At 70.3% G+C, this 18,281-nt stretch carries 15 protein-coding genes; 8 read left to right on the top strand and 7 right to left on the bottom strand.

Translation table 11 applies throughout. The annotated features are described in order from the left end of the window. Nucleotides 1-22: 22 nt before the first annotated feature. From HUW46_RS33425 to HUW46_RS33415, 3 genes are all read left to right on the top strand, one after another. Complete coding sequence (locus tag HUW46_RS33425) at nucleotides 23-568, top strand: cysteine dioxygenase (RefSeq protein ID WP_215542738.1); 546 nt, start codon at nucleotides 23-25, stop codon at nucleotides 566-568. Further along, nucleotides 565-957 carry a rhodanese-like domain-containing protein gene (locus tag HUW46_RS33420; protein WP_215542737.1) on the top strand — a complete coding sequence of 131 codons (393 nt, stop codon included), beginning with the start codon at nucleotides 565-567 and terminating at the stop codon, nucleotides 955-957. The genes HUW46_RS33425 and HUW46_RS33420 overlap by 4 nt, the downstream gene beginning before the upstream one ends. A 251-nt stretch (nucleotides 958-1,208) precedes the next feature. Next, nucleotides 1,209-1,685 carry a cysteine dioxygenase gene (locus HUW46_RS33415; RefSeq protein WP_215542736.1) on the top strand — a complete coding sequence of 159 codons (477 nt, stop codon included), beginning with the start codon at nucleotides 1,209-1,211 and terminating at the stop codon, nucleotides 1,683-1,685. A gap of 119 nt (nucleotides 1,686-1,804) precedes the next feature. Here HUW46_RS33415 and HUW46_RS33410 read toward each other — a convergent pair whose 3' ends face one another. Together HUW46_RS33410 and HUW46_RS33405 are read right to left on the bottom strand one after the other, a co-directional pair. Next, nucleotides 1,805-2,821: an NAD(P)H-dependent glycerol-3-phosphate dehydrogenase gene (locus HUW46_RS33410; protein WP_215542735.1), complete on the bottom strand. Its 1,017-nt coding sequence runs from the start codon at nucleotides 2,819-2,821 to the stop codon at nucleotides 1,805-1,807. Next, entirely contained in the window at nucleotides 2,821-3,570 is a 750-nt protein-coding gene (locus tag HUW46_RS33405) for a lysophospholipid acyltransferase family protein (RefSeq protein WP_215542734.1), read from the bottom strand. Before HUW46_RS33405 ends, HUW46_RS33410 begins: the two co-directional genes overlap by 1 nt. 122 nt (nucleotides 3,571-3,692) lie before the next feature. Here HUW46_RS33405 and cofC point away from each other — a divergent pair, with 122 nt between their 5' ends. The 3 genes from cofC to HUW46_RS33390 all read left to right on the top strand — a co-directional run bounded on the left by cofC (nucleotide 3,693) and on the right by HUW46_RS33390 (nucleotide 7,567). Beyond that, nucleotides 3,693-4,340, top strand: coding sequence for a 2-phospho-L-lactate guanylyltransferase (cofC, locus tag HUW46_RS33400; RefSeq protein WP_331477164.1), 648 nt, complete (start codon nucleotides 3,693-3,695; stop codon nucleotides 4,338-4,340). A gap of 66 nt (nucleotides 4,341-4,406) precedes the next feature. Next, the gene (locus tag HUW46_RS33395) at nucleotides 4,407-6,614 is read left to right on the top strand and encodes an RNA degradosome polyphosphate kinase (RefSeq protein WP_442860867.1); all 2,208 of its coding nucleotides are present in this window, start codon (nucleotides 4,407-4,409) and stop codon (nucleotides 6,612-6,614) included. Then, nucleotides 6,611-7,567, top strand: a complete 957-nt coding sequence (locus tag HUW46_RS33390; RefSeq protein ID WP_215542731.1) for an NUDIX hydrolase — start codon at nucleotides 6,611-6,613, stop codon at nucleotides 7,565-7,567. The genes HUW46_RS33395 and HUW46_RS33390 overlap by 4 nt, the downstream gene beginning before the upstream one ends. A gap of 148 nt (nucleotides 7,568-7,715) precedes the next feature. Here the strand turns inward: HUW46_RS33390 and HUW46_RS33385 are convergent, their stop codons facing one another. The 4 genes from HUW46_RS33385 to leuC all read right to left on the bottom strand — a co-directional run bounded on the left by HUW46_RS33385 (nucleotide 7,716) and on the right by leuC (nucleotide 13,592). Next, the gene (locus HUW46_RS33385; RefSeq protein ID WP_215542730.1) at nucleotides 7,716-10,511 is read right to left on the bottom strand and encodes an AfsR/SARP family transcriptional regulator; all 2,796 of its coding nucleotides are present in this window, start codon (nucleotides 10,509-10,511) and stop codon (nucleotides 7,716-7,718) included. A gap of 121 nt (nucleotides 10,512-10,632) precedes the next feature. Next, nucleotides 10,633-11,283, bottom strand: a complete 651-nt coding sequence (locus HUW46_RS33380) for an HU family DNA-binding protein (RefSeq protein WP_215542729.1) — start codon at nucleotides 11,281-11,283, stop codon at nucleotides 10,633-10,635. A 254-nt stretch (nucleotides 11,284-11,537) separates the two neighbouring features. Further along, nucleotides 11,538-12,128, bottom strand: a complete 591-nt coding sequence (gene leuD / locus HUW46_RS33375; RefSeq protein WP_215542728.1) for a 3-isopropylmalate dehydratase small subunit — start codon at nucleotides 12,126-12,128, stop codon at nucleotides 11,538-11,540. A 33-nt stretch (nucleotides 12,129-12,161) separates the two neighbouring features. After that, nucleotides 12,162-13,592, bottom strand: a complete 1,431-nt coding sequence (gene leuC, locus HUW46_RS33370) for a 3-isopropylmalate dehydratase large subunit (RefSeq protein WP_215542727.1) — start codon at nucleotides 13,590-13,592, stop codon at nucleotides 12,162-12,164. 182 nt (nucleotides 13,593-13,774) lie between these two features. Here leuC and HUW46_RS33365 point away from each other — a divergent pair, with 182 nt between their 5' ends. After that, nucleotides 13,775-14,476, top strand: coding sequence for an IclR family transcriptional regulator (locus HUW46_RS33365; RefSeq protein ID WP_215542726.1), 702 nt, complete (start codon nucleotides 13,775-13,777; stop codon nucleotides 14,474-14,476). A gap of 163 nt (nucleotides 14,477-14,639) precedes the next feature. Here HUW46_RS33365 and HUW46_RS33360 read toward each other — a convergent pair whose 3' ends face one another. Beyond that, nucleotides 14,640-16,031 (bottom strand): class II 3-deoxy-7-phosphoheptulonate synthase, encoded by a 1,392-nt coding sequence (locus tag HUW46_RS33360; RefSeq protein WP_215542725.1) that lies wholly within the window; start codon nucleotides 16,029-16,031, stop codon nucleotides 14,640-14,642. Between the two features lie 301 nt (nucleotides 16,032-16,332). Here HUW46_RS33360 and HUW46_RS33355 point away from each other — a divergent pair, with 301 nt between their 5' ends. Then, nucleotides 16,333-18,048, top strand: a complete 1,716-nt coding sequence (locus tag HUW46_RS33355; RefSeq protein WP_215542724.1) for an MFS transporter — start codon at nucleotides 16,333-16,335, stop codon at nucleotides 18,046-18,048. The last annotated feature ends 233 nt before the right edge of the window (nucleotides 18,049-18,281 follow it).

Here is an 18,281-nt window from a genome sequence, read left to right as displayed (position 1 = left end):
CGCGTCGCAGAGGAGACCCGTCATGACCCAGTCCATCGCCCGCCCCGATCTGGAAGTCCACCCCCAGGTCACGGAGTCCGCGCTCGCCGGGCTCCTGCACCCCGAGCGGCTCCTGTGGACACCGCGCGAACTCGTCGACCTGACCAAGACGGTCGCCGCCGACCTCGCCCCCGAACTGCACGGCCTCGTCCGCTACGACGAGGAGCAGCGGTGGTGGGCGCGGCTCGGGCTGACCGACGGCGTCGAGCTGTGGCTGCTGTCGTGGCTACCCGGCCAGCACACGAAACCGCACGACCACGGCGGCGCTTCGGGCTCGTTCACCGTGCTGCTCGGCGAACTGGACGAGCAGTACCGCTACCCCGGCGGCCCGATCCGCGACCGGCACCACACCGCGGGCGACGGGCTCGGGTTCGGCGCGGGCCGCGCGCATCAGGTGACCGGCGCGGGCAGCGGACCGGCGGCGAGCGTGCACGCCTACTCCCCGCCGCTGGTGCCGACCCGCGACTACGAGAGCCTGCGCGACGTGCCGTCGGAGATCCCGCCGCTGCCCGCTATCGTGCGGCCGTGAGTATCAACGAGTTCCTGGACTCTGCTCGGTCCACTTTGGACAGAGTGGGGCCCGCGGCGGCGAAGGCACTGCAGGACGACGGCGCGCTGATCGTCGACATCAGGCCGGAGGCGAATCGCGCCGCGGAAGGGGAAATCCCCGGCTCGGTCGTGGTGGAGCGCATCCACCTCGAATGGCGGCTCGATCCGGCGAGCGCGCACCGGCTCCCCGAAGTCCGGCCCGATCTGCGCGTCGTCGTGATGTGCAACGAGGGCTACGCCTCCAGCCTCGCGGCCGCGGATCTCAAGCGGCTCGGCCTGGCCGGCGCCACCGATCTCGACGGCGGCTACCGCGCGTGGAAGGCGGCCGGGCTGCCCACTCAGGACGGTCCCTCAGCAGCCGTGCCTTGATCGACAGTGCACTGTGGACTCCTTGTCCGCTCACGAAAGGTGAGGATTCGTGCTCGCGCAGTACTCGTATCCCGCTCACGGGCTGGGACGGGTTGACCTGGCAGGCTTCGGCTGGTCTGCTTGTCGCATGTTCGCGCACCAGGTGACCGTGCGGCGGGGGTCCTCCCGCCCGGTTTCGTGCGCGTCCTGTCGCTGTTGTCGGTGAACCCCAGCCCCGGCCCGTCGACCCTTCTCCTTCACGAGGACATCGCATGTTCGCCGTTCCCGACAACACGCTTGTCACCACCGAAAACCCCGCCCTGCGCCACCCGGTCCGGGTCGCGCTCGAATTCGCCGCCGACCGCGACCGCTGGCGCGGCCTGCTCCGCTACGACCCCGACGAGCGGTTCTCCGCACTCGTCTCCTCGGACGGGGAGCAGGAGATCTGGCTCATGAGCTGGCTGCCGGGCCAGCACACCGACCTGCACGACCACGCCCACTCCTCCGGCGCGTTCACGGTGGTCAGCGGCCTGCTGACGGAAACGGTCGGCAGGCGCGCCCCGGACGGCAGGGTGGTCACCGAGGTCCATTCGCTGACCGCGGGCCAGTCGCGGGTGTTCGGGCCCGGTTACGTGCACCAGGTGCGCAACGACGGGCCGGACCCGGCGATCTCCGTGCACGTCTACCGAGGCGGGCGCGAAATGCGGACCTACGACCTCGATCCCCTCACCGGCCCCGTCGCCCGCTAGGAATCCGGTGAGGCAGCATGCCGTGAAGGCCACCTTGACGGCAGTGAGTGCCGGCAGTGAGTGCCGTCAAGGTGGCCTTCACGGCAGTTCGCCCCGCCCGCGAGTTGCGAGAATCGCGGCTAGGACCACTCGTGTTTTTGTTCGCGGCCAAGGAGTTCGGCGCCCACCTGGCGCGGGTCGACGGCCTCGTGGCAGACGCGGTGCATCGCGTCGGTGATCGGCATGTCGACGCCGAACGACGAAGCGAGCTCGCGGATGGACGAGCACGACATGACGCCCTCCGCGACCTGTCCCCCGGCGGCGCGCTGCGCCTCTTCGAGGGTGTCGCCGCGCCCGAGCCGTTCCCCGAAGGACCGGTTGCGCGAAAGCGGTGACGAGCAGGTGGCCACCAGGTCGCCGAGCCCGGCCAGTCCCGCGAACGTCAGCGGGTCGGCGCCGAGTTTCGCGCCGAGCCGCGCCATTTCGGCGAGCCCGCGCGTGATCAAAGTCGCCATCGTGTTGGTGCCGAACCCCATCCCCGCCGCCATCCCGCACGACAACGCGATGACGTTCTTGCACGCCCCGCCCAGCTCGACGCCGACGACGTCGGTGTTGGTGTAGGGCCGGAAGTACGGGGTGAAGCTCGCTTTCTGCACGGCGACGGCGCGGTCGTGGTCGGCGCAGGCGAGCACCGCGGCGGCGGGCTGCTCGTGCGCGATCTCCTTGGCCAGGTTGGGCCCGGAGACCACGACCACGTCACCGTCGGGCACGCCGGAGATCTCCGAAATGACCTCGCTCATGCGCTTGAGCGTGCCGAGTTCGACCCCCTTCGCCAGCGACACCAGGATCGCCGACGACGGCAGGAGTCCCTTCCACGACGTCAAGTTCGCGCGCAGGCTCTGCGAGGGCACCGCCAGCACCACGGCCTCGGCACCGTCCAGCGCCTCGGCCGGATCGGAGGTCGCGGTGAGACCGGGCGGCAGGCCGACGCCGGGCAGGTACCCGCCGTTGGTGTGCTCCGCGGCGATCTCGGCGGCGATCTCGGCTCGCCTGGCCCACATCGTGACGTCGCGGCCCGCGTCCGCGAGCACCTTCGCGAACGCGGTGCCCCACGACCCGGCGCCGAGCACGGTGACGCGCTGGACGTCGACCGCCATCAGCTCTCGTCCGCCTTGCCGAGGTCCACGTCGTCGGAATCGGCCTTCTCCGAGCTTTCCCCGACCCCGGCGGGCGGCTGCTCGCCCCGGATCTCCGCGAGCAGCGCCACGATCTCGCCCATCATCACGTCGGTGACCTTCCGCAGCCCGGACGCGCTGCGCGTGTTCCCGTTCCGGAACTCCGACAGGTCGATCGGCTCGCCGACCAGGTGCGTGACCGTCTTGCGCGGGAACGGCCGGAACTTCTTGGTGTAGCCGTTGAAGATCTCGTTGGTTCCCCACCGCGCGATCGGGATGACCGGAACGTCGTTCTCCAGCGCGAGGCGCGCGGCGCCGGTGAACGAGCGCATCGGCCAGCCGTCGGGGTCCTTCGTGATGGTGCCCTCGGGGTAGATCACCACGATCTTGCCCTCGCGCAGGGCCTGGTGCGCCGCGCGGAGGCTGTCGCCCGCGCTCGCCGAACCCCGGTACACCGGGATACCGCCCGAGCCGAGGAAGATCTTGCCGAAGATCGGCGCGGTGGCGACGCTCTCCTTGGCGAGGAACCTCGGCACCCGCTTCTGCCGGTGCACGAACACCGCGTCCACGGCGGGATCCATATGCGACACGTGGTTCAGCACCAGCAGCGCGGGCCCCTGCCGGGGGATGCGCTCCTTGTTCCGGTAGACACGTTTGCCGATCGCGGTTGCCGGATAGAACAGTGCCGCGGCGGCGCCGACCCAGAACCCGCCCTTCTCACGCCTCGCCAAGACTCCTCCTCGGTTTTCCCCGGCTCGTGCCGATCCCGTTGATCCTGCCCTTGTGCCCCGGCGAGGGTAAAGGAAGGGTGGCCTGGCGGCGCGAAGGCCACGTTTTGGGGAAGATGGGTGACGTGGCAGCTGACGTGGACCTCGTCGTCCCTCTCAAACCTCCGCGCGCGGGCAAGTCCCGGCTGCGCGGCGGCCTCGGCTACCCGTCGGGAGACGGTGACCACGAGGCGCTGGTGCTGGCGCTCGCCGAGGACACGCTCGCCGCGGCGACCGCGAGCGCGCGCGTGCGGCGGGTGCTGGTGGTGGCTTCGGACCCGGCCGCGGTCGTCGCCCTGCGTGCGCTCGGCGTGGAGATCGTGGCCGAAAACGGACCACGCGGGCTCAACGCGGCGCTGCGCCAGGGCGCGCAGGCGCTGCGGCGTGACGATCCTCACGCGGTGATCGGCGCGCTCCAGGCCGACCTGCCGTCCCTGCTCTCCGACGATCTCGACGCCGCCATCGCGGAGGCCGACGGCAGGCGCGCGTTCACCGCGGACCGCCAGGGCACCGGCACGACGCTGCTGCTGTCCTCGGCCGGCGGCGAGCTCGAACCGCGGTTCGGCGAAGGATCCGCGAGCGCGCACGTGGCTTCCGGCGCCGTCGCGCTGGGCGTGACGGCGCCCTCGCTGCGCAGCGACGTGGACACCGCGGACGATCTCGCGCTCGCGCGGAACCTCGGCCTCGGCCCGCGCACCGCGGCCGTGGTCGGCGAGCTGTGCCTGCTCAGTTAGGAAGTTCACCGACCCGTCGAATCTCGGTACGGGCATCCGGGCGCCGAGTACGGAACAATGCCCACTGTGAACGACGAGCAGAGCGCGAACCCCCCACCGGTCAGGCAACGCGACGTTCCGGGCGGGCGAGCGACGGAAGTGGGCCGCGTCCAGGAGATCCACGCGGTCCCGTCCGCACCGCCCGCGGTCACCCCCGCGACGGTCGCGCCGATGACCGACCTGCCCGACGACCGGTACTTCAACCGGGAGCTGTCGTGGCAGGACTTCAACGCGCGCGTGCTCGCCCTCGCCGAGGACACCTCGCTCCCCCTGCTCGAGCGGGCCAAGTTCCTCGCCATCTTCGCGTCCAATTTGGACGAGTTCTACATGGTGCGGGTGGCGGGGCTCAAACGCCGCGACGAGACCGGGCTCTCCGTGCGCAGCGCCGACGGGATGACCCCGCGCGAGCAGCTGGCCTACATCGCCAAGCGCAACCAGGACCTGGTGGAGCGGCACACCGAGGCGTTCGAAGGCGGGCTCCGCAACGCCATGGCCGACGAGGACATCCGGATCGTCAGCTGGACCGACCTCGACGACGGTGAGCGCCTGCGCCTGTCGAACTACTTCAGCGACCAGATCTTCCCGGTGCTGACCCCGCTCGCGGTCGACCCGGCGCACCCGTTCCCCTACATCTCCGGCCTCTCGCTCAACCTCGCCGTCACGGTGCGGGACCCGGACGCGGGCACCGAGCGGTTCGCCAGGGTCAAGGTGCCCAACAACGTGCCGAGGCTCATCCGCATCGAGCAGCAGCGCGGCGCGCGCGAAGCGACCTTCCTGCCGCTGGAGGACCTGATCTCGGCGCACCTCGGCGAGCTGTTCACCGGGATGGAGGTCACCGAGCACCACGTGTTCCGGGTGACCAGGAACGCCGACTTCGAGGTCGAAGAGGACCGCGACGAGGACCTCCTGCAAGCGCTCGAACGCGAACTGGCGCAGCGCAGGTTCGGCCCGCCGGTGCGGCTCGAAGTCGCGCAGGACATGAGCGAGCACATGCTGGAACTGCTGCTGCGCGAGCTGGAGGTGGATCCGCACGACGTGGTCGAGGTGCCGGGCCTGCTGGACCTCACCTGCCTCATGCAGCTGTCCAGTGTGGACCGCAAGGAGCTGAAGTACCCGTCGTTCGTGCCCGCGACCCACCCGGCGTTCGGCGAACGGGAAACGCCGAAGAGCGTGTTCGGCACGCTGCGCGACGGCGGCGACGTGCTGGTGCACCACCCGTACGACTCGTTCTCCACGAGCGTGCAGCGGTTCATCGAGCAGGCCGCGCACGACGACAAGGTGCTGGCGATCAAGCAGACGCTGTACCGCACCTCCGGCGACTCGCCCATCGTGGACGCGCTGATCGACGCGGCGGAAGCGGGCAAGCAGGTCGTCGCGCTCGTCGAGATCAAGGCGCGCTTCGACGAGCAGGCCAACATCACCTGGGCGCGGACGCTGGAACGCGCTGGCGTGCACGTCGTCTACGGCCTCGTCGGGTTGAAGACGCACTGCAAGGTGTGCATGGTGGTGCGCCAGGAGGGTTCGACGATCCGGCGCTACTGCCACATCGGCACGGGCAACTACAACCCGAAGACCGCGCGCCTGTACGAGGATGTCGGCCTGCTCACCGCGGACCCGACGATCGGCGCGGACCTGACCGATCTGTTCAACGTGCTCACCGGTTATTCGCGCCAGGACGCCTACCGCAACATCCTCACTTCGCCGCACGGGATCCGCCGCGGAATCCTCGGCATGGTCGCCGAAGAGATCGAGCACGCGAAGGCGGGGCGCCCTGCGGGGATCCGGCTCAAGTGCAATTCGCTCGTCGACGAGCAGATCATCGACGCGCTCTACCACGCGTCGATGGCGGGCGTGCCAGTCGAGGTCGTGGTGCGCGGGATCTGCGCGCTGAAACCGGGCGTGCCGGGGCTGAGCGAGAACATCGTGGTGCGCTCGATACTCGGGCGCTTCCTGGAGCACTCGCGGATCTTCCACTTCGCGGGCGGCGGCTCGTACTGGATCGGCAGCGCCGACATGATGCACCGCAACCTCGACCGCAGAATCGAGGCGATGGTGCGCGTGAAGGACCCGAAGCTGACCGCGCAGCTCGACCACGTGCTGGACTCCGCGCTCGACCCGGTGACCCGGTGCTGGGTGCTGACCTCCACCGGCGAATGGGCGCCGTCGCCGTCCGACGGTTCCAAGGTGCGCGACCATCAGGCCGAACTCATCGAGAAGCACGGTGCGACCGGATGAGCCATCCCGAAATCCACGCGTCCGGTGCCGTGCTGTGGCGGCGGCGGGAGACCGGGGACGTCGAAGTGGCGGTGGTGCACCGGCCGCGGTACGACGACTGGTCCCTGCCCAAGGGCAAGCTCGACGACGGCGAAACGGTGCCGACGGCCGCCGTGCGCGAAGTCAAGGAAGAGACCGGGTTCGACGCGGTGCTCGGCCGCCACCTCGGCGCGGTGCGCTACGAGGTGCCCGCGAAGGACGGCAAGACCGCGCCGAAGGTCGTCGACTACTTCAGCGCCGAGGCGCGCGGCGGCGAGTTCGAACTGAACGAAGAGGTCGACGCGCTGCGCTGGCTTTCGCCGGAGCAGGCGGAAACCGTGCTGACGCGCGCGACCGACATCGACGTCCTGCGCACCTTCGGCACCCTGCCGCCCGAGCTGACCACGCTGCTGCTGGTGCGGCACGCGAAGGCGGGCAAGCGCGACGAGTGGCGCGGCGACGACGATCTCCGCCCGCTGTCGGACGCCGGGCTGCGGCAGGCCGCCGGCGTGCGCGAGCTGGCGAAGGCGTTCGGACCGGACCTCGTGTACTCGGCGCCGAGGCTGCGGTGCGTGCAGACGGTCCAGGGCGTCGCGGACGATCTCGGCACCGAGATCGAGCACGAGCCGCTGCTGTCCGAAGAGGGGTACTGGCAGGATCCGTCGGCGGGGCTGGCCAGGCTGCTGCTGATCGTCGGCAAGGGCGGGGTGCCGGTCGTCTCCAGCCAGGGCGGGGTCATCCCGGACGTGGTGGCCGCGCTCGCCGACCGCGACGGGGTGACGCTGCCGACCGCGCACGGCGGTTCGGTGGCGAGCAAGAAGGGCTCGGTGTGGCTGCTGTCGTTCCTGCCCGCCTCGGGCCCGGACGGGGCCCGTCTGGTGGCGGCGACGTACTTCCCGAGCGCGCTTCCCGCCCCGAAATCGGCCCGTGGTTGAACACGGTTCAACGGACCGCGCGTAATCCATTACCGACCGTGCAGTGCCCGCCCGATTTGCCGGGATGCCCGCTCATTTGATGACAGCAGGCTGACAGCCCAGGCTGGTGTACTGGACCCCGCAACCGCTCCGTCGCGGATGCGCCGGTCTAGGGGTGCGGCGCATCCGCGCGGGTTGCATCCGCTGGATCCGCCGGAAGCGAGTCGAGCAGCGCCTGGATTTCCGCCGCACGCGGGTCCTTCAGCGCCTGGCACGTTTCCAGCGCCTCGCGCCAGAACGCGCGAGCGGCGCCGGATCTGCCGGACGTGCTCATCACGCGGCCGAGCGTGATGAGCACGTCCGCCGCGCCGTAGTCGGCGCCGAGGTCCCGCATCCGCGCGAGGCAGCGCAGCCCGTGCTCCTCCGCGGCGGCGAGATCACCGGTGCCGTACAAGGCTTCCGCGAGGTTCCCGAGCGCGAGCGCCGAATGGTAGAGGTCGTTCATCTCGTTGAACGCCTCGTGCGCGACCCGTGCGTGCCCCGCGGCCTCTTCGTGCCTGCCCAGCCCGATGCAGCTCGCGCTGAGGTTCACCGACGCGTGCGCCACGTAGTTCGCCTGCCCGCGACGGCGCGCGCTGTCCAGCGCGCGCCAGCCGTAGAGCCGCGCCTGTTCGTATTCCTTGCGGAGGTAGTAGGCGCCCGCGATGTTGCTCAGTATCCCCGCCGTGAGCGCGCTCCCGCCCATCTCACCGGAAGCGCGCAGGCCGTCGTCGAGCGCGCGCATGCCGTCCTCGATGCGCGAACTCACCAGGTACACCGTGCCGAGGTTCATCGCCGCGTACTGGCGCGCCAAGGGATCGCTGCCCGTCGCGGTCACTTCGACGGCCAGCCGCGCGGTCTCCATCCAGTCGTCCTGGTCGTGCCGCTGTGCGAAGAACCCGCGCAGCAGCCAGGCGAGCTGCCAGGTCCGCGCTGCCCAGCCGAGATCGGCGAACGTGCCCACCATCGCCACGAGCGACGCGCGCTCGTCGGCGTACCACGCGACGGCTTCGGAAAGATCGGCGAACTCGACCTTCGGCTCCGGCATCGGCGGCACCTCGATGTCCTCGGTCACCAGATCGACGCGCACCCACTTCGTCGCTTCGGCGACCACCGCGAAGTACCAGTCGGCGAGCCTGCCGAACGCCTCGCGGCGATCCTGCGCCGCGTCTCCGCGCTCGCCGAGTTCCGCCGCGTAGACCCGCAGCAGATCGTGGAACTGGTAGCGGCGCGGCCTCGGCTGGTTCAACAGGTGCGCCGCGGCGAGCTGGTCGAGCAGCGAGCGCGCTTCGGTGACCGTGGTGCCGTAGAGCGCGGCCGCAGCGGCGGGCCCGATGTCCACCCCGGGGTAGTTCCCCAGCAGCCGGAACATCTTCGCCGCGCCGGGCCGCAATGCCTTGTAGGACCACGAGAACGCGGCGCGGAGATCGGTGCCGTCGTCGTGCGGGTCGCGGAGCACGTCGAGCCGTTGCTCGCGCAGTTCGTCCACCACCGCCGAGATCGACATCTCGGAGAAGCGCGAGACCCGTTCCCCGGCAAGGGCGAGCGCGAGCGGCAGCCTGCCGCACAGCTCGGTGAGCGCGGCGGCGGCGTCGGGTTCGGCGGCGAGCCTGCCGCGGCCAACACTGCTCGCCAGCAACGCGTTCGCCTCGGTGCGGTCGAACGAGTGCAGGCTCAGCCGGTGCGCGCCCTCGCGCGCCACCAGGCCGCGCAACTGGCTCCTCGTCGTGACCACCACGAGGTTGCCGGAACCCGGCAGCAGCGGGCGGACCTGGCTCGCGTCGTGCGCGTTGTCGAGCAGCAGGAGCATCCTGGTGTGCGACAGCCTCGTGCGCAGCATCGCCGAGCGTTCCTCCACAGTGGAGGGAATGGAGTCGGCGGACACGCCGACCGCGCGCAGCAGAGTGCCCAGCGCCGCGTCCGGCTGCAGCGGGATCCGGTCGGAATGCCCGCGGAGGTCGAGGAAGAGCTGCCCGTCGGGGAACCGGCCCCGCACCGCGTGCGCCCAGTGCACCGCGAGCGAGGTCTTGCCGACGCCCGCGGTCCCTTCGATCACCGCGATCGCGGTGGAGTCACCGGTGTGGTTGGCCAGAAACCGGTCCAGCTCGGCGAGTTCGGCCTGCCGCCCGGTGAACCGCGGGATGTCGTACGGGAGCTGCTGCGGGCGCGACCGGATCGGCTCGCGTGCCGGTTCTTCGTCGCTGGTCAGCAATTCCAGGTGGAGCCCGCGCAGCCGCGGACCCGGTTCCACGCCGAGCTCGTCGAGGAGCAGCTCTCGCAGCTTCGCGTACCGCGCGAGCGCCTCGGTGCCGCGGCCCGCGCGCGCGAGCGCCCTGATCAGCCGCTCCCACAGGGATTCCCGCAACGGGTGCCTGCCGGTCAGCTCGGTCAGCTCGCGCACCAGATCGGCGTCGGCGACGACCCCGGTGTCGAGATCGATTCGCCGTTCGACGGCGACGAGAAACCGTTCCACGAGCAACGGCGTCCATTCGTCGGCCAGTACCGGCGAAGGCACCGATTCCAATGGCGTGCCCGCCCACAACGCCAATGCCTCGCCGAGCATCGCGCGTTCCACCGAGGACGCCTGCTGCCCCGCGGCTTCTTCGAGAACGCGGAGAAAGCGGTGGACGTCCACGCGCGCGGGGTCGATGTCGAGCCGGTAGCCCTCCGCTTCGGTGACCACCGCGTGGTCCCCGATCAACCGCCGCAGCCGCATCACGTAGGTGTGCAGGCTGCCGCGAACCCGTTCCGGCAGCTGCTCTCCCCACACCCGCGTGCCGAGTGCGTCGATCGACACGAGCCTGCCCGCGGCGAGCGCCAGTGTCGCCAGCAGCGCCCGTTGGCGCGCGCTGGTGATGACGACGGGGGTGCCGGACACGATGACCTTGAACGGCCCCAGAAGGCGGATCTCGATATCGCCTGCCATGTGTGGCGCTGCTCCCCCCTGTCCGTCTCCACGGTCTTGGTTGGCGACAACATACCCCCGAACGAGCGGCAGGGCCCCGCGCACTGCGCGGGGCCCTGCCGAGAAGTCGCTCTCGAGAAGCTTACTTCTTCTTCTTGGCGGCGGCGGTGGTCTTCTTCGCCGCGGTCGCCTTGGTCGCGGTCTTCGCCGCGGCCTTCGGAGCCGCCTTGGTGGCGGTCTTCTTGGCAGCGGTCGCCTTCGCGGCCGTCGCCTTGGTGGCGGTCTTGGCAGCGGGCTTCGCCGCGGCCTTCGGGGCCGCCTTCGTCGCGGCGGCACGGGACGTCGTGGCGCGCGTCGTGGTGGCGCGCGTGCGCGTCGTCGTGCTGCGGGTTGCGGTAGGACGGCTGGCGGTCGCCCTGGTCCCCGCGGCGCGGGTGGTCGTGGCGCGGGCCGCGGTGCCGGTGGCCCGGCTCGTGGCGGTCGCCCGCTTCACGGCGGTGGCCTTCGGCAGCTTCTTCGTGCCGCTGACCACGTCCTTGAAGGTCGTCCCCGCGCGGAAGGCGGGCACGTTGGTCTTCTTCACCCGCACCGTCTCACCGGTACGCGGGTTACGAGCGGTACGGGCAGCGCGGGCGCGCTTCTCGAACACACCGAAGCCGGTGATGTTCACCTTCTCGCCCTTGTTGACCGTACGGATGATGATGTCGACGAGACCGTCGACAGCTTCGGACGCAACCTTCTTGTCGCCCAAACGCTCGGAGAGCGCCTCGATCAGCTGGGCCTTGTTGGCCATTCCAGTCCTCCAAGAAGAACTACTTCTACACGGCCCACGTCGGCCGACTTGCGCACACGGTATTACCAATGCAGCACAAATTCCAAACGGCGCGCGGAAGTTTTCCTTGACGGAAGCCCTGTTCCGCCTCTTGAGGGACCCCCTCGGGACCCCTTTTCGGCGCTGTACGACGCGGTTCGAGGCCGGTTCGGACCGACCGCCGACCGGGTCGGATTCCCTTGCTGAGCAGGGAATCCGTACCCGATCGGGTGCCCCTAGCCGGTGGTCACCGGCAGCCAGGACGGGCGCTTCGACTCGAACTCGTCGATGTCCCCCGCGTGTCGCAACGTGAGAGCGATGTCATCCAGCCCTTCGAGGAGCCGCCAGCGGGTGTAGTCGTCGATCCGGAAGGGCGCGGTGAAGTCCTTGGCCCGTACGGTCTTCGCCTCGAGGTCCACCGAGACCTCCGCGCCGGGGTCGTTCTCGAGCACCTTCCAGAGCTGCTCAACGTCCGACTGCTCGCACTCGGCGGCCAGCAGGCCCTGCTTTCCCGAGTTACCCCGGAAGATGTCGGCGAAGCGGGACGAGATGACGACGCGGAAGCCGTAGTTCATCAGCGCCCAGACGGCGTGCTCGCGGGAGGATCCGGTGCCGAAGTCGGGTCCAGCGACCAGGACCGAGCCCCGCTTGAACGCGTCGGAGTTGAGCACGAACTGCTCGTCTCCGCGCCAGGCGGCGAATAGGCCGTCCTCGAACCCGGTGCGGGTCACGCGCTTGAGGTAGACGGCGGGGATGATCTGGTCAGTGTCCACGTTGGACCTGCGCAGGGGCACTCCGATGCCGGTGTGGGTCTTGAAGGGTTCCATGGTGGGTCTCCGTTCGGGTTCGGGCCGGTTCGCTCAGCTGGTGGCGCCCGCGAGCAGGTCTTCCGGCGAGGAAAGCGTGCCGCGCACGGCGGTCGCGGCGGCGACGAGCGGGGAAACCAGGTGGGTCCGGCCGCCCTTGCCCTGCCTGCCTTCGAAGTTGCGGTTGGAGGTCGACGCGCTGCGCTCGCCCGGCGCCAGCTGGTCCGGGTTCATGCCGAGGCACATCGAGCAGCCGGCCTGGCGCCATTCGGCGCCTGCCGCGGTGAAGACCTCGTCCAGCCCTTCGGCTTCGGCGGCCTTGCGCACCCGCATCGAGCCGGGCACCACGAGCATCCGGACCCCGGAAGCCACCTTGTGGCCCTTCAGGACGTCCGCTGCGGCACGGAGGTCCTCGATCCGGCCGTTCGTGCACGAGCCGAGGAAAACGGTGTCCACGGCGATCTCACGCAGCGGCGTGCCCGGCTTCAGGTCCATATAGGACAGGGCCTTCTCGGCGGCGAAACGCTCGTTCTCGTCGTGGATCCGCTCCGGGTCCGGCACCGAGGAGCCCAGCGGCAGGCCCTGTCCCGGGTTGGTGCCCCACGTGACGAACGGCGTCAGCTCGTCGGCGTCGAGGTGGACTTCGGCGTCGAACTCGGCGTCGTCGTCGGTGCGGAGTTCGCGCCACGCGGCCACCGCGGCGTCCCAGTCCGCGCCCTTCGGCGCGTGCGGACGGCCTTCCAGGTAGGCGAACGTGACGTCGTCGGGGGCGATCATGCCCGCACGGGCGCCCGCCTCGATCGACATGTTGCACACCGTCATGCGGGCTTCCATCGACAGCGCTTCGATCGCGCTTCCCCGGTACTCCAGCACATAGCCCTGCCCGCCGCCGGTGCCGATCTTCGCGATCACCGCGAGGATGATGTCCTTCGCCGTGACACCTGGCCGAAGTGTCCCGTCGACCGTGATCGACATCGTCTTGAATGGACGGAGCGGCAGCGTCTGGGTGGCCAGCACGTGCTCCACTTCGGAGGTGCCGATGCCGAACGCCATCGCGCCGAACGCGCCGTGCGTCGAGGTGTGGCTGTCGCCGCACACCACGGTCATCCCCGGCTGCGTCAGGCCGAGCTGCGGCCCGATCACGTGCACGATGCCCTGTTCCGCGTCGCCCATCGGGTAGAGCCGGACGCCGAACTCGTCGCAGTTGCGGCGCAGGGTGTCCACCTGGGTACGGGAAACCGGGTCGGCGATCGGGAGCTCGATGTCCACCGTTGGCACGTTGTGGTCCTCGGTCGCGATCGTCAGATCCGGGCGGCGCACCGGCCTGCCCGCGAGCCGCAGCCCGTCGAACGCCTGCGGGCTGGTGACTTCGTGCACCAGGTGCAGGTCGATGAAGAGCAGGTCCGGTTCGGCGCCTTCGCCTCGGCGCACCGCGTGCGCGTCCCACACCTTCTCGGCCAACGTACGGCCACCGGTGGCGGTCATCTTTCGCTCCTCCCAATGAGGTCCCGTGAGGTCTGCTGAACTCGGTCTTGGGAGCAAAGGAACTCGGGGGAACTCGCCCGCCGCGCGAACCGCGCGGCGGGCGCCTCGGGTCCGATTTTCCCAGAATCTGGACATCCCAAACTTCGAGACGCTAGTATCGCTTCGTGGGACAGCATAGCCCTTTGACTCAGCACAGCGGTATCGGCGTTCTGGACAAGGCGGTCGCCGTCCTGCAGGCGGTCGCCGAAGATCCCTGCGGGCTGGCGGAACTGTGCACCAGGACCGGCCTCCCCCGCGCCACCGCGCACCGCCTCGCCGTCGGCCTCGAGGTGCACCGGTTGCTGCGGCGCGGGCCCGACGGCAGATGGCGGCCGGGCACCGCGCTCGCCGAACTCGCGGGCGGCAGCACCGATCCGCTGCTCGACGCGGCGGGTTCGGTACTGCCCAAACTGCGGGACATCACCGGGGAGAGCGTGCAGCTCTACCGCCGCGACGGCGTGCAGCGCGTGTGCGTGTCCACCGCGGAACCGCCGAGCGGCCTGCGCGACACCGTGCCGATCGGCTCGCGGCTGCCGATGACGGCCGGCTCCGGCGCCAAGGTGCTCGCCGCGTGGTCGGATCCCCATACCCAGCGCACGATCCTGTCCGACGCGGTCTACGGCGAGCGGACGCTGCTCGAAGTCCGCCGCCGCGGCTGGGCGCAGAGCGTGGCCGAACGCGAGCCGGGCGTCGCCAGCGTTTCCGCGCCGGTACGGGATTCCTCGGGCACCGTGGTGGCCGCCGTCTCGGTTTCCGGTCCGGTGGAACGCATCGGGCGCAAGCCAGGCGCGCGCTGGGCGGCGGATCTGCTCGCCGCCGCCGACGCACTCCAAGAACGCCTCTGACCCGAGGCGGGGGCCCCATGCCCCGAAAGTGACCTTCGGGGCGCTGAGTTCCCCGAAGGTCACTTTCGGGGCACACGAGAACCCGCTTCGGCGGAAGATCCCCGCCGATCAACGAAAAGCGGCCCCGGCGGGGAGATCCCGCCGGGGCCGCTTCGCGTGTCCGCTAGCCGCGCAACATTTCGGCTACCAGGAAGGCCAACTCCAGCGACTGCTGGGTGTTCAGGCGGGGATCGCACGCCGTCTCGTACCGGCCGGACAGGTCGAGGTCCGAGATGTCCTGCGCGCCACCGAGGCATTCGGTGACGTCCTCGCCGGTGAGTTCGATGTGGATCCCGCCGGGGTAGCTGCCGAGCTGGCGGTGCACCTCGAAGAAGCCCTGCACCTCGTCGACGATCCGGTCGAAGTGCCGTGTCTTGTACCCGGTGGAGGATTCGTGCGTGTTGCCGTGCATCGGGTCGCACTGCCAGATCACCCGGTGCCCGGACGCCTCGACCTTCTCCACGATCGCGGGCAGCACGTCGCGCACCTTCCCGTTGCCCATCCTGGAGATCAGCGTGAGCCTGCCCGGCTCGCCGCGCGGGTCCAGGCGCTCGACGTATTCCACGGCCTGGTCCGGGGTCGTGGTGGGTCCGATCTTGAGGCCGATCGGGTTGGACAGCAACTCGGCGAAGGCGATGTGCGCGCCGTCGAGCTGCCGCGTCCGCTCCCCGATCCACAGGAAGTGCGACGAGAGGTTGTACAGCTTGGGGTTCTCGTTGTCGCGGCTGTCCAGCCTGAGCAGCGCGCGCTCGTAGTCGAGCAGCAGCGCCTCGTGGCTCGCGAAGATCTCGGTGGAGTGCAACGAGGTGTCGGTGACCCCGCACGCCGACATGAACCGCAGGCCGCGGTCGATCTCGGCGGCGAGGGCCTCGTACCGCTCGCCCGCGGGCGAGGTGCGCACGAAGTCCTTGTTCCAGTCGTGCACCTGCGCCAGATCCGCCATCCCGGCCCCGGTCAGCGCGCGCACCAGGTTCATCGCGGCGCCCGCGTTCGCGTAGGCGCGGATCATCCGGCCGGGATCCGGTACCCGTAGCTCCGGCTTGGCGACGAGCGAGTTGACGATGTCGCCGCGGTACACCGGAAGACCGAGCGCGTCCGTCGCGGCGGACCGCGGCTTGGCGTACTGGCCCGCGATCCGGCCGACCTTCACCACCGGCAGGCTCGCGCCGTAGGTGAGCACCACGGCCATCTGCAGCAGGGTGCGCAGGTTCGCCCTGATGTGCGGCTCGGTGTTGGATTCGAAGGTCTCCGCGCAGTCACCGCCCTGCAAGAGGAACGCCTCACCACGGGCGACCATGGCGAGGCGTTCGCTGAGGCGGTCGATCTCGGCGGGCACCGTGATCGGCGGCACGCTTTCGAGCACACCGCGCACGCGCTGGGTCAGCGCGTCGTCCGGCCACGGCGGTTGCTGGGCCGCGGGCTTCGCCAGCGCGGCATCGAGCCGGTCCCGCAGCTCCGGCGGCAGCGGCGGCAGTTCGGGCAGGGTGTCGACGGGGACGTCCACGGTCCAGTTCACCACCCCAGCATACGAAGCAGGACACCCGACCCGTTATTGGGACGGCATGCCCACGGAGTGGACGTGGTCCGCGGGTTCGCGGTCATCGCGCCCACGTGGCTCGCCCGCGCCGGCCGAGAGTCCTGTCGGGACCGCTGGCGCGATGTTGCTCCGTTAGAGGAAACCCTTACCGCGCAGGAATTAACGGTCTCTGCGCCGACTGGTGGACAGCGGGCGCATTCGCACCGGTCTCGTGTCACCGTGGTGCATCGCCGGATGTTTTCGCCGCGAGCGGGAAGGCTTCGCCTTGACCATCAGCGCCGTGAAGCTCAGATCCTCGGAGCTCACCTTGCGCCGCAACCGGACGGCCTTGCTCTTCGCCTTGGGCATCGACAACTTCGGTTCCGGGCTTTTCCTGCCGCTGCCGGTCGTCTACGCCACCCGGATAGCCGGATTGCCGATCGGGGAAGCCGGCGCGATCATCACCATCGGTACCACCGCGGGTCTCGTGATTCCCCCGATCGCGGGAAGGTTCGTCGACCGTTTCGGCCCGAGGGCCGTCGTAATCTGCGCACAGTTTGTTCAGGCCGCCGCGGCGATGGCCTATTTCGCCGCCACCGGCCCGTTGCTCGTCCTGCTCGGCGCGATCCTGCTCGCCGCGGGGCAGCAAGCGTTCTACAGCTCGCTGTTCGCGTTGATCGGTGACACCGCGGGCCCCGGCCCCAAGGATCACACGTTCGCGCTCGCCGGCATGGTGCGGTCGGCGGCGTTCGGGCTCGGCGGGCTCTGCGTCGGCGCGCTCCTCGCCGGCGCGGGGCCGACCGGTTTCCGCCTCGCGGTCGCGGCCGACAGCGTCACCTTCCTCGCCGCCGGGGCGATCCTGCTCACGCGGCTGCGGTTGCCGCACCTCTGCCACCGCAGCGGGCACGCCTCGCTGAACGTGTTGCGGAACCGGCCGTATCTGGCACTGATCGTGGTCGGCGCGCTACTCGGGCTCGCGGTCGACTTCTTCCTCGTCGGCATCCCGGTGTACGTGCTGGAAACCCTGCGCGGGCCGTCCTGGCTGCCCGGCGCGATGGTGGCGCTGGTGACCGCCGTCGGCTGCCTCGCCGCGACGCTCGCGGTGCGCGCGACGCGCCGCCTTCCCCGCACCACGGCGATGGCCTACGGCGCCGCGCTCGCCGTTCTGTGGTGCCTCGCTTCCGCGGCCGCGGTGTGGGTGCCGCCCGAATCGCGGCCGGTTTTCTTGCTCGCCACGACGGTGCTGATCGCCGCGTCCAACCTCATGGGCGCCAGAGCGAACGCGCTCGCCGAAGCCGCCGCGCCACGCCCCTTGCGAGGCCGGTACCTCGCGGCGTTCCAATACGCGTTCACCGTCGCCGGGGTGGCCGCACCGGGCATCGTCGGCCTGTTTTCGGTCGCATCCTGGCTGCCGTGGCTGATCGTCGGCACGTGCGGCGCCCTCGCCGGAACGGCGCTCATCCCGCTTTCCCGTTACCTGCCACGGCACGCGGTCAACGGGCATACTGCGCCGGTGACCATCAGGCCAGCCACCCCGGCCGACGCCGACGCGATCGGGGAAACCCATGTCCTGTCCTGGCAAGCGGCCTACACGGGCTTCCTGCCCAAAAGCTTCCTCGACGGTCTCTCGGTGCCGGAACTGCAAGCGATCTGGCGCGCCAGAATCCTCGACGGGAACCTCGTTTTCGTCGCCACGCACGACGAAGTCGTGGTCGGGTTCGCCGCGGCGGGACCACCGCTGGACACCCGGACGCCACCGGGAACCGGTGAGCTGTACGCGATCTACCTGCACCCCGCGCACTGGCGCCACGGCATCGGCACGAAACTCCACGACCGCGCCGTCGACGCGCTCCGGGAATCCCGCCAGGACCGCGCCGCCCTGTGGGTACTCGACGGCAACGAGCCCGCGCGCCGGTTCTACGAAGCACGCGGCTGGCACTTCGACGGCGCCGCGAAAGACGAATCCGTCGGCGGCAGCCCGCCCCTGCCCCTGGTGCGCTACTCCCGCCCGCTCTAGGGATTTCCGCTCTAGGGAGTTCACTGCGCTGCGAGCAGGCTCGGGTCGCTGTGCCCCGAAGGTGGCTTTCGGGGACCTGAGCGCCCCGAAGGTCACCTTCGGGGCACCAGCAGCCCCGCCCGCACACACCGCGAGGGCCGAGAAAGTGGCGCTAGAGTCCCCGAAGGTGGCCTTCGGGGACCAAGCGCGCTCCCCGCCACCGATCTCGCGGAACCCCCGCGACGCGCGCCCGC

Origin of the sequence: Amycolatopsis sp. CA-230715, assembly GCF_018736145.1 — a bacterium.
In the GTDB taxonomy this organism is placed as follows: Bacteria; Actinomycetota; Actinomycetes; order Mycobacteriales; family Pseudonocardiaceae; genus Amycolatopsis.
The sequence above is the reverse complement of the archived record's forward strand: the minus strand, read 5'-3'. Positions and strand labels throughout refer to the sequence as shown.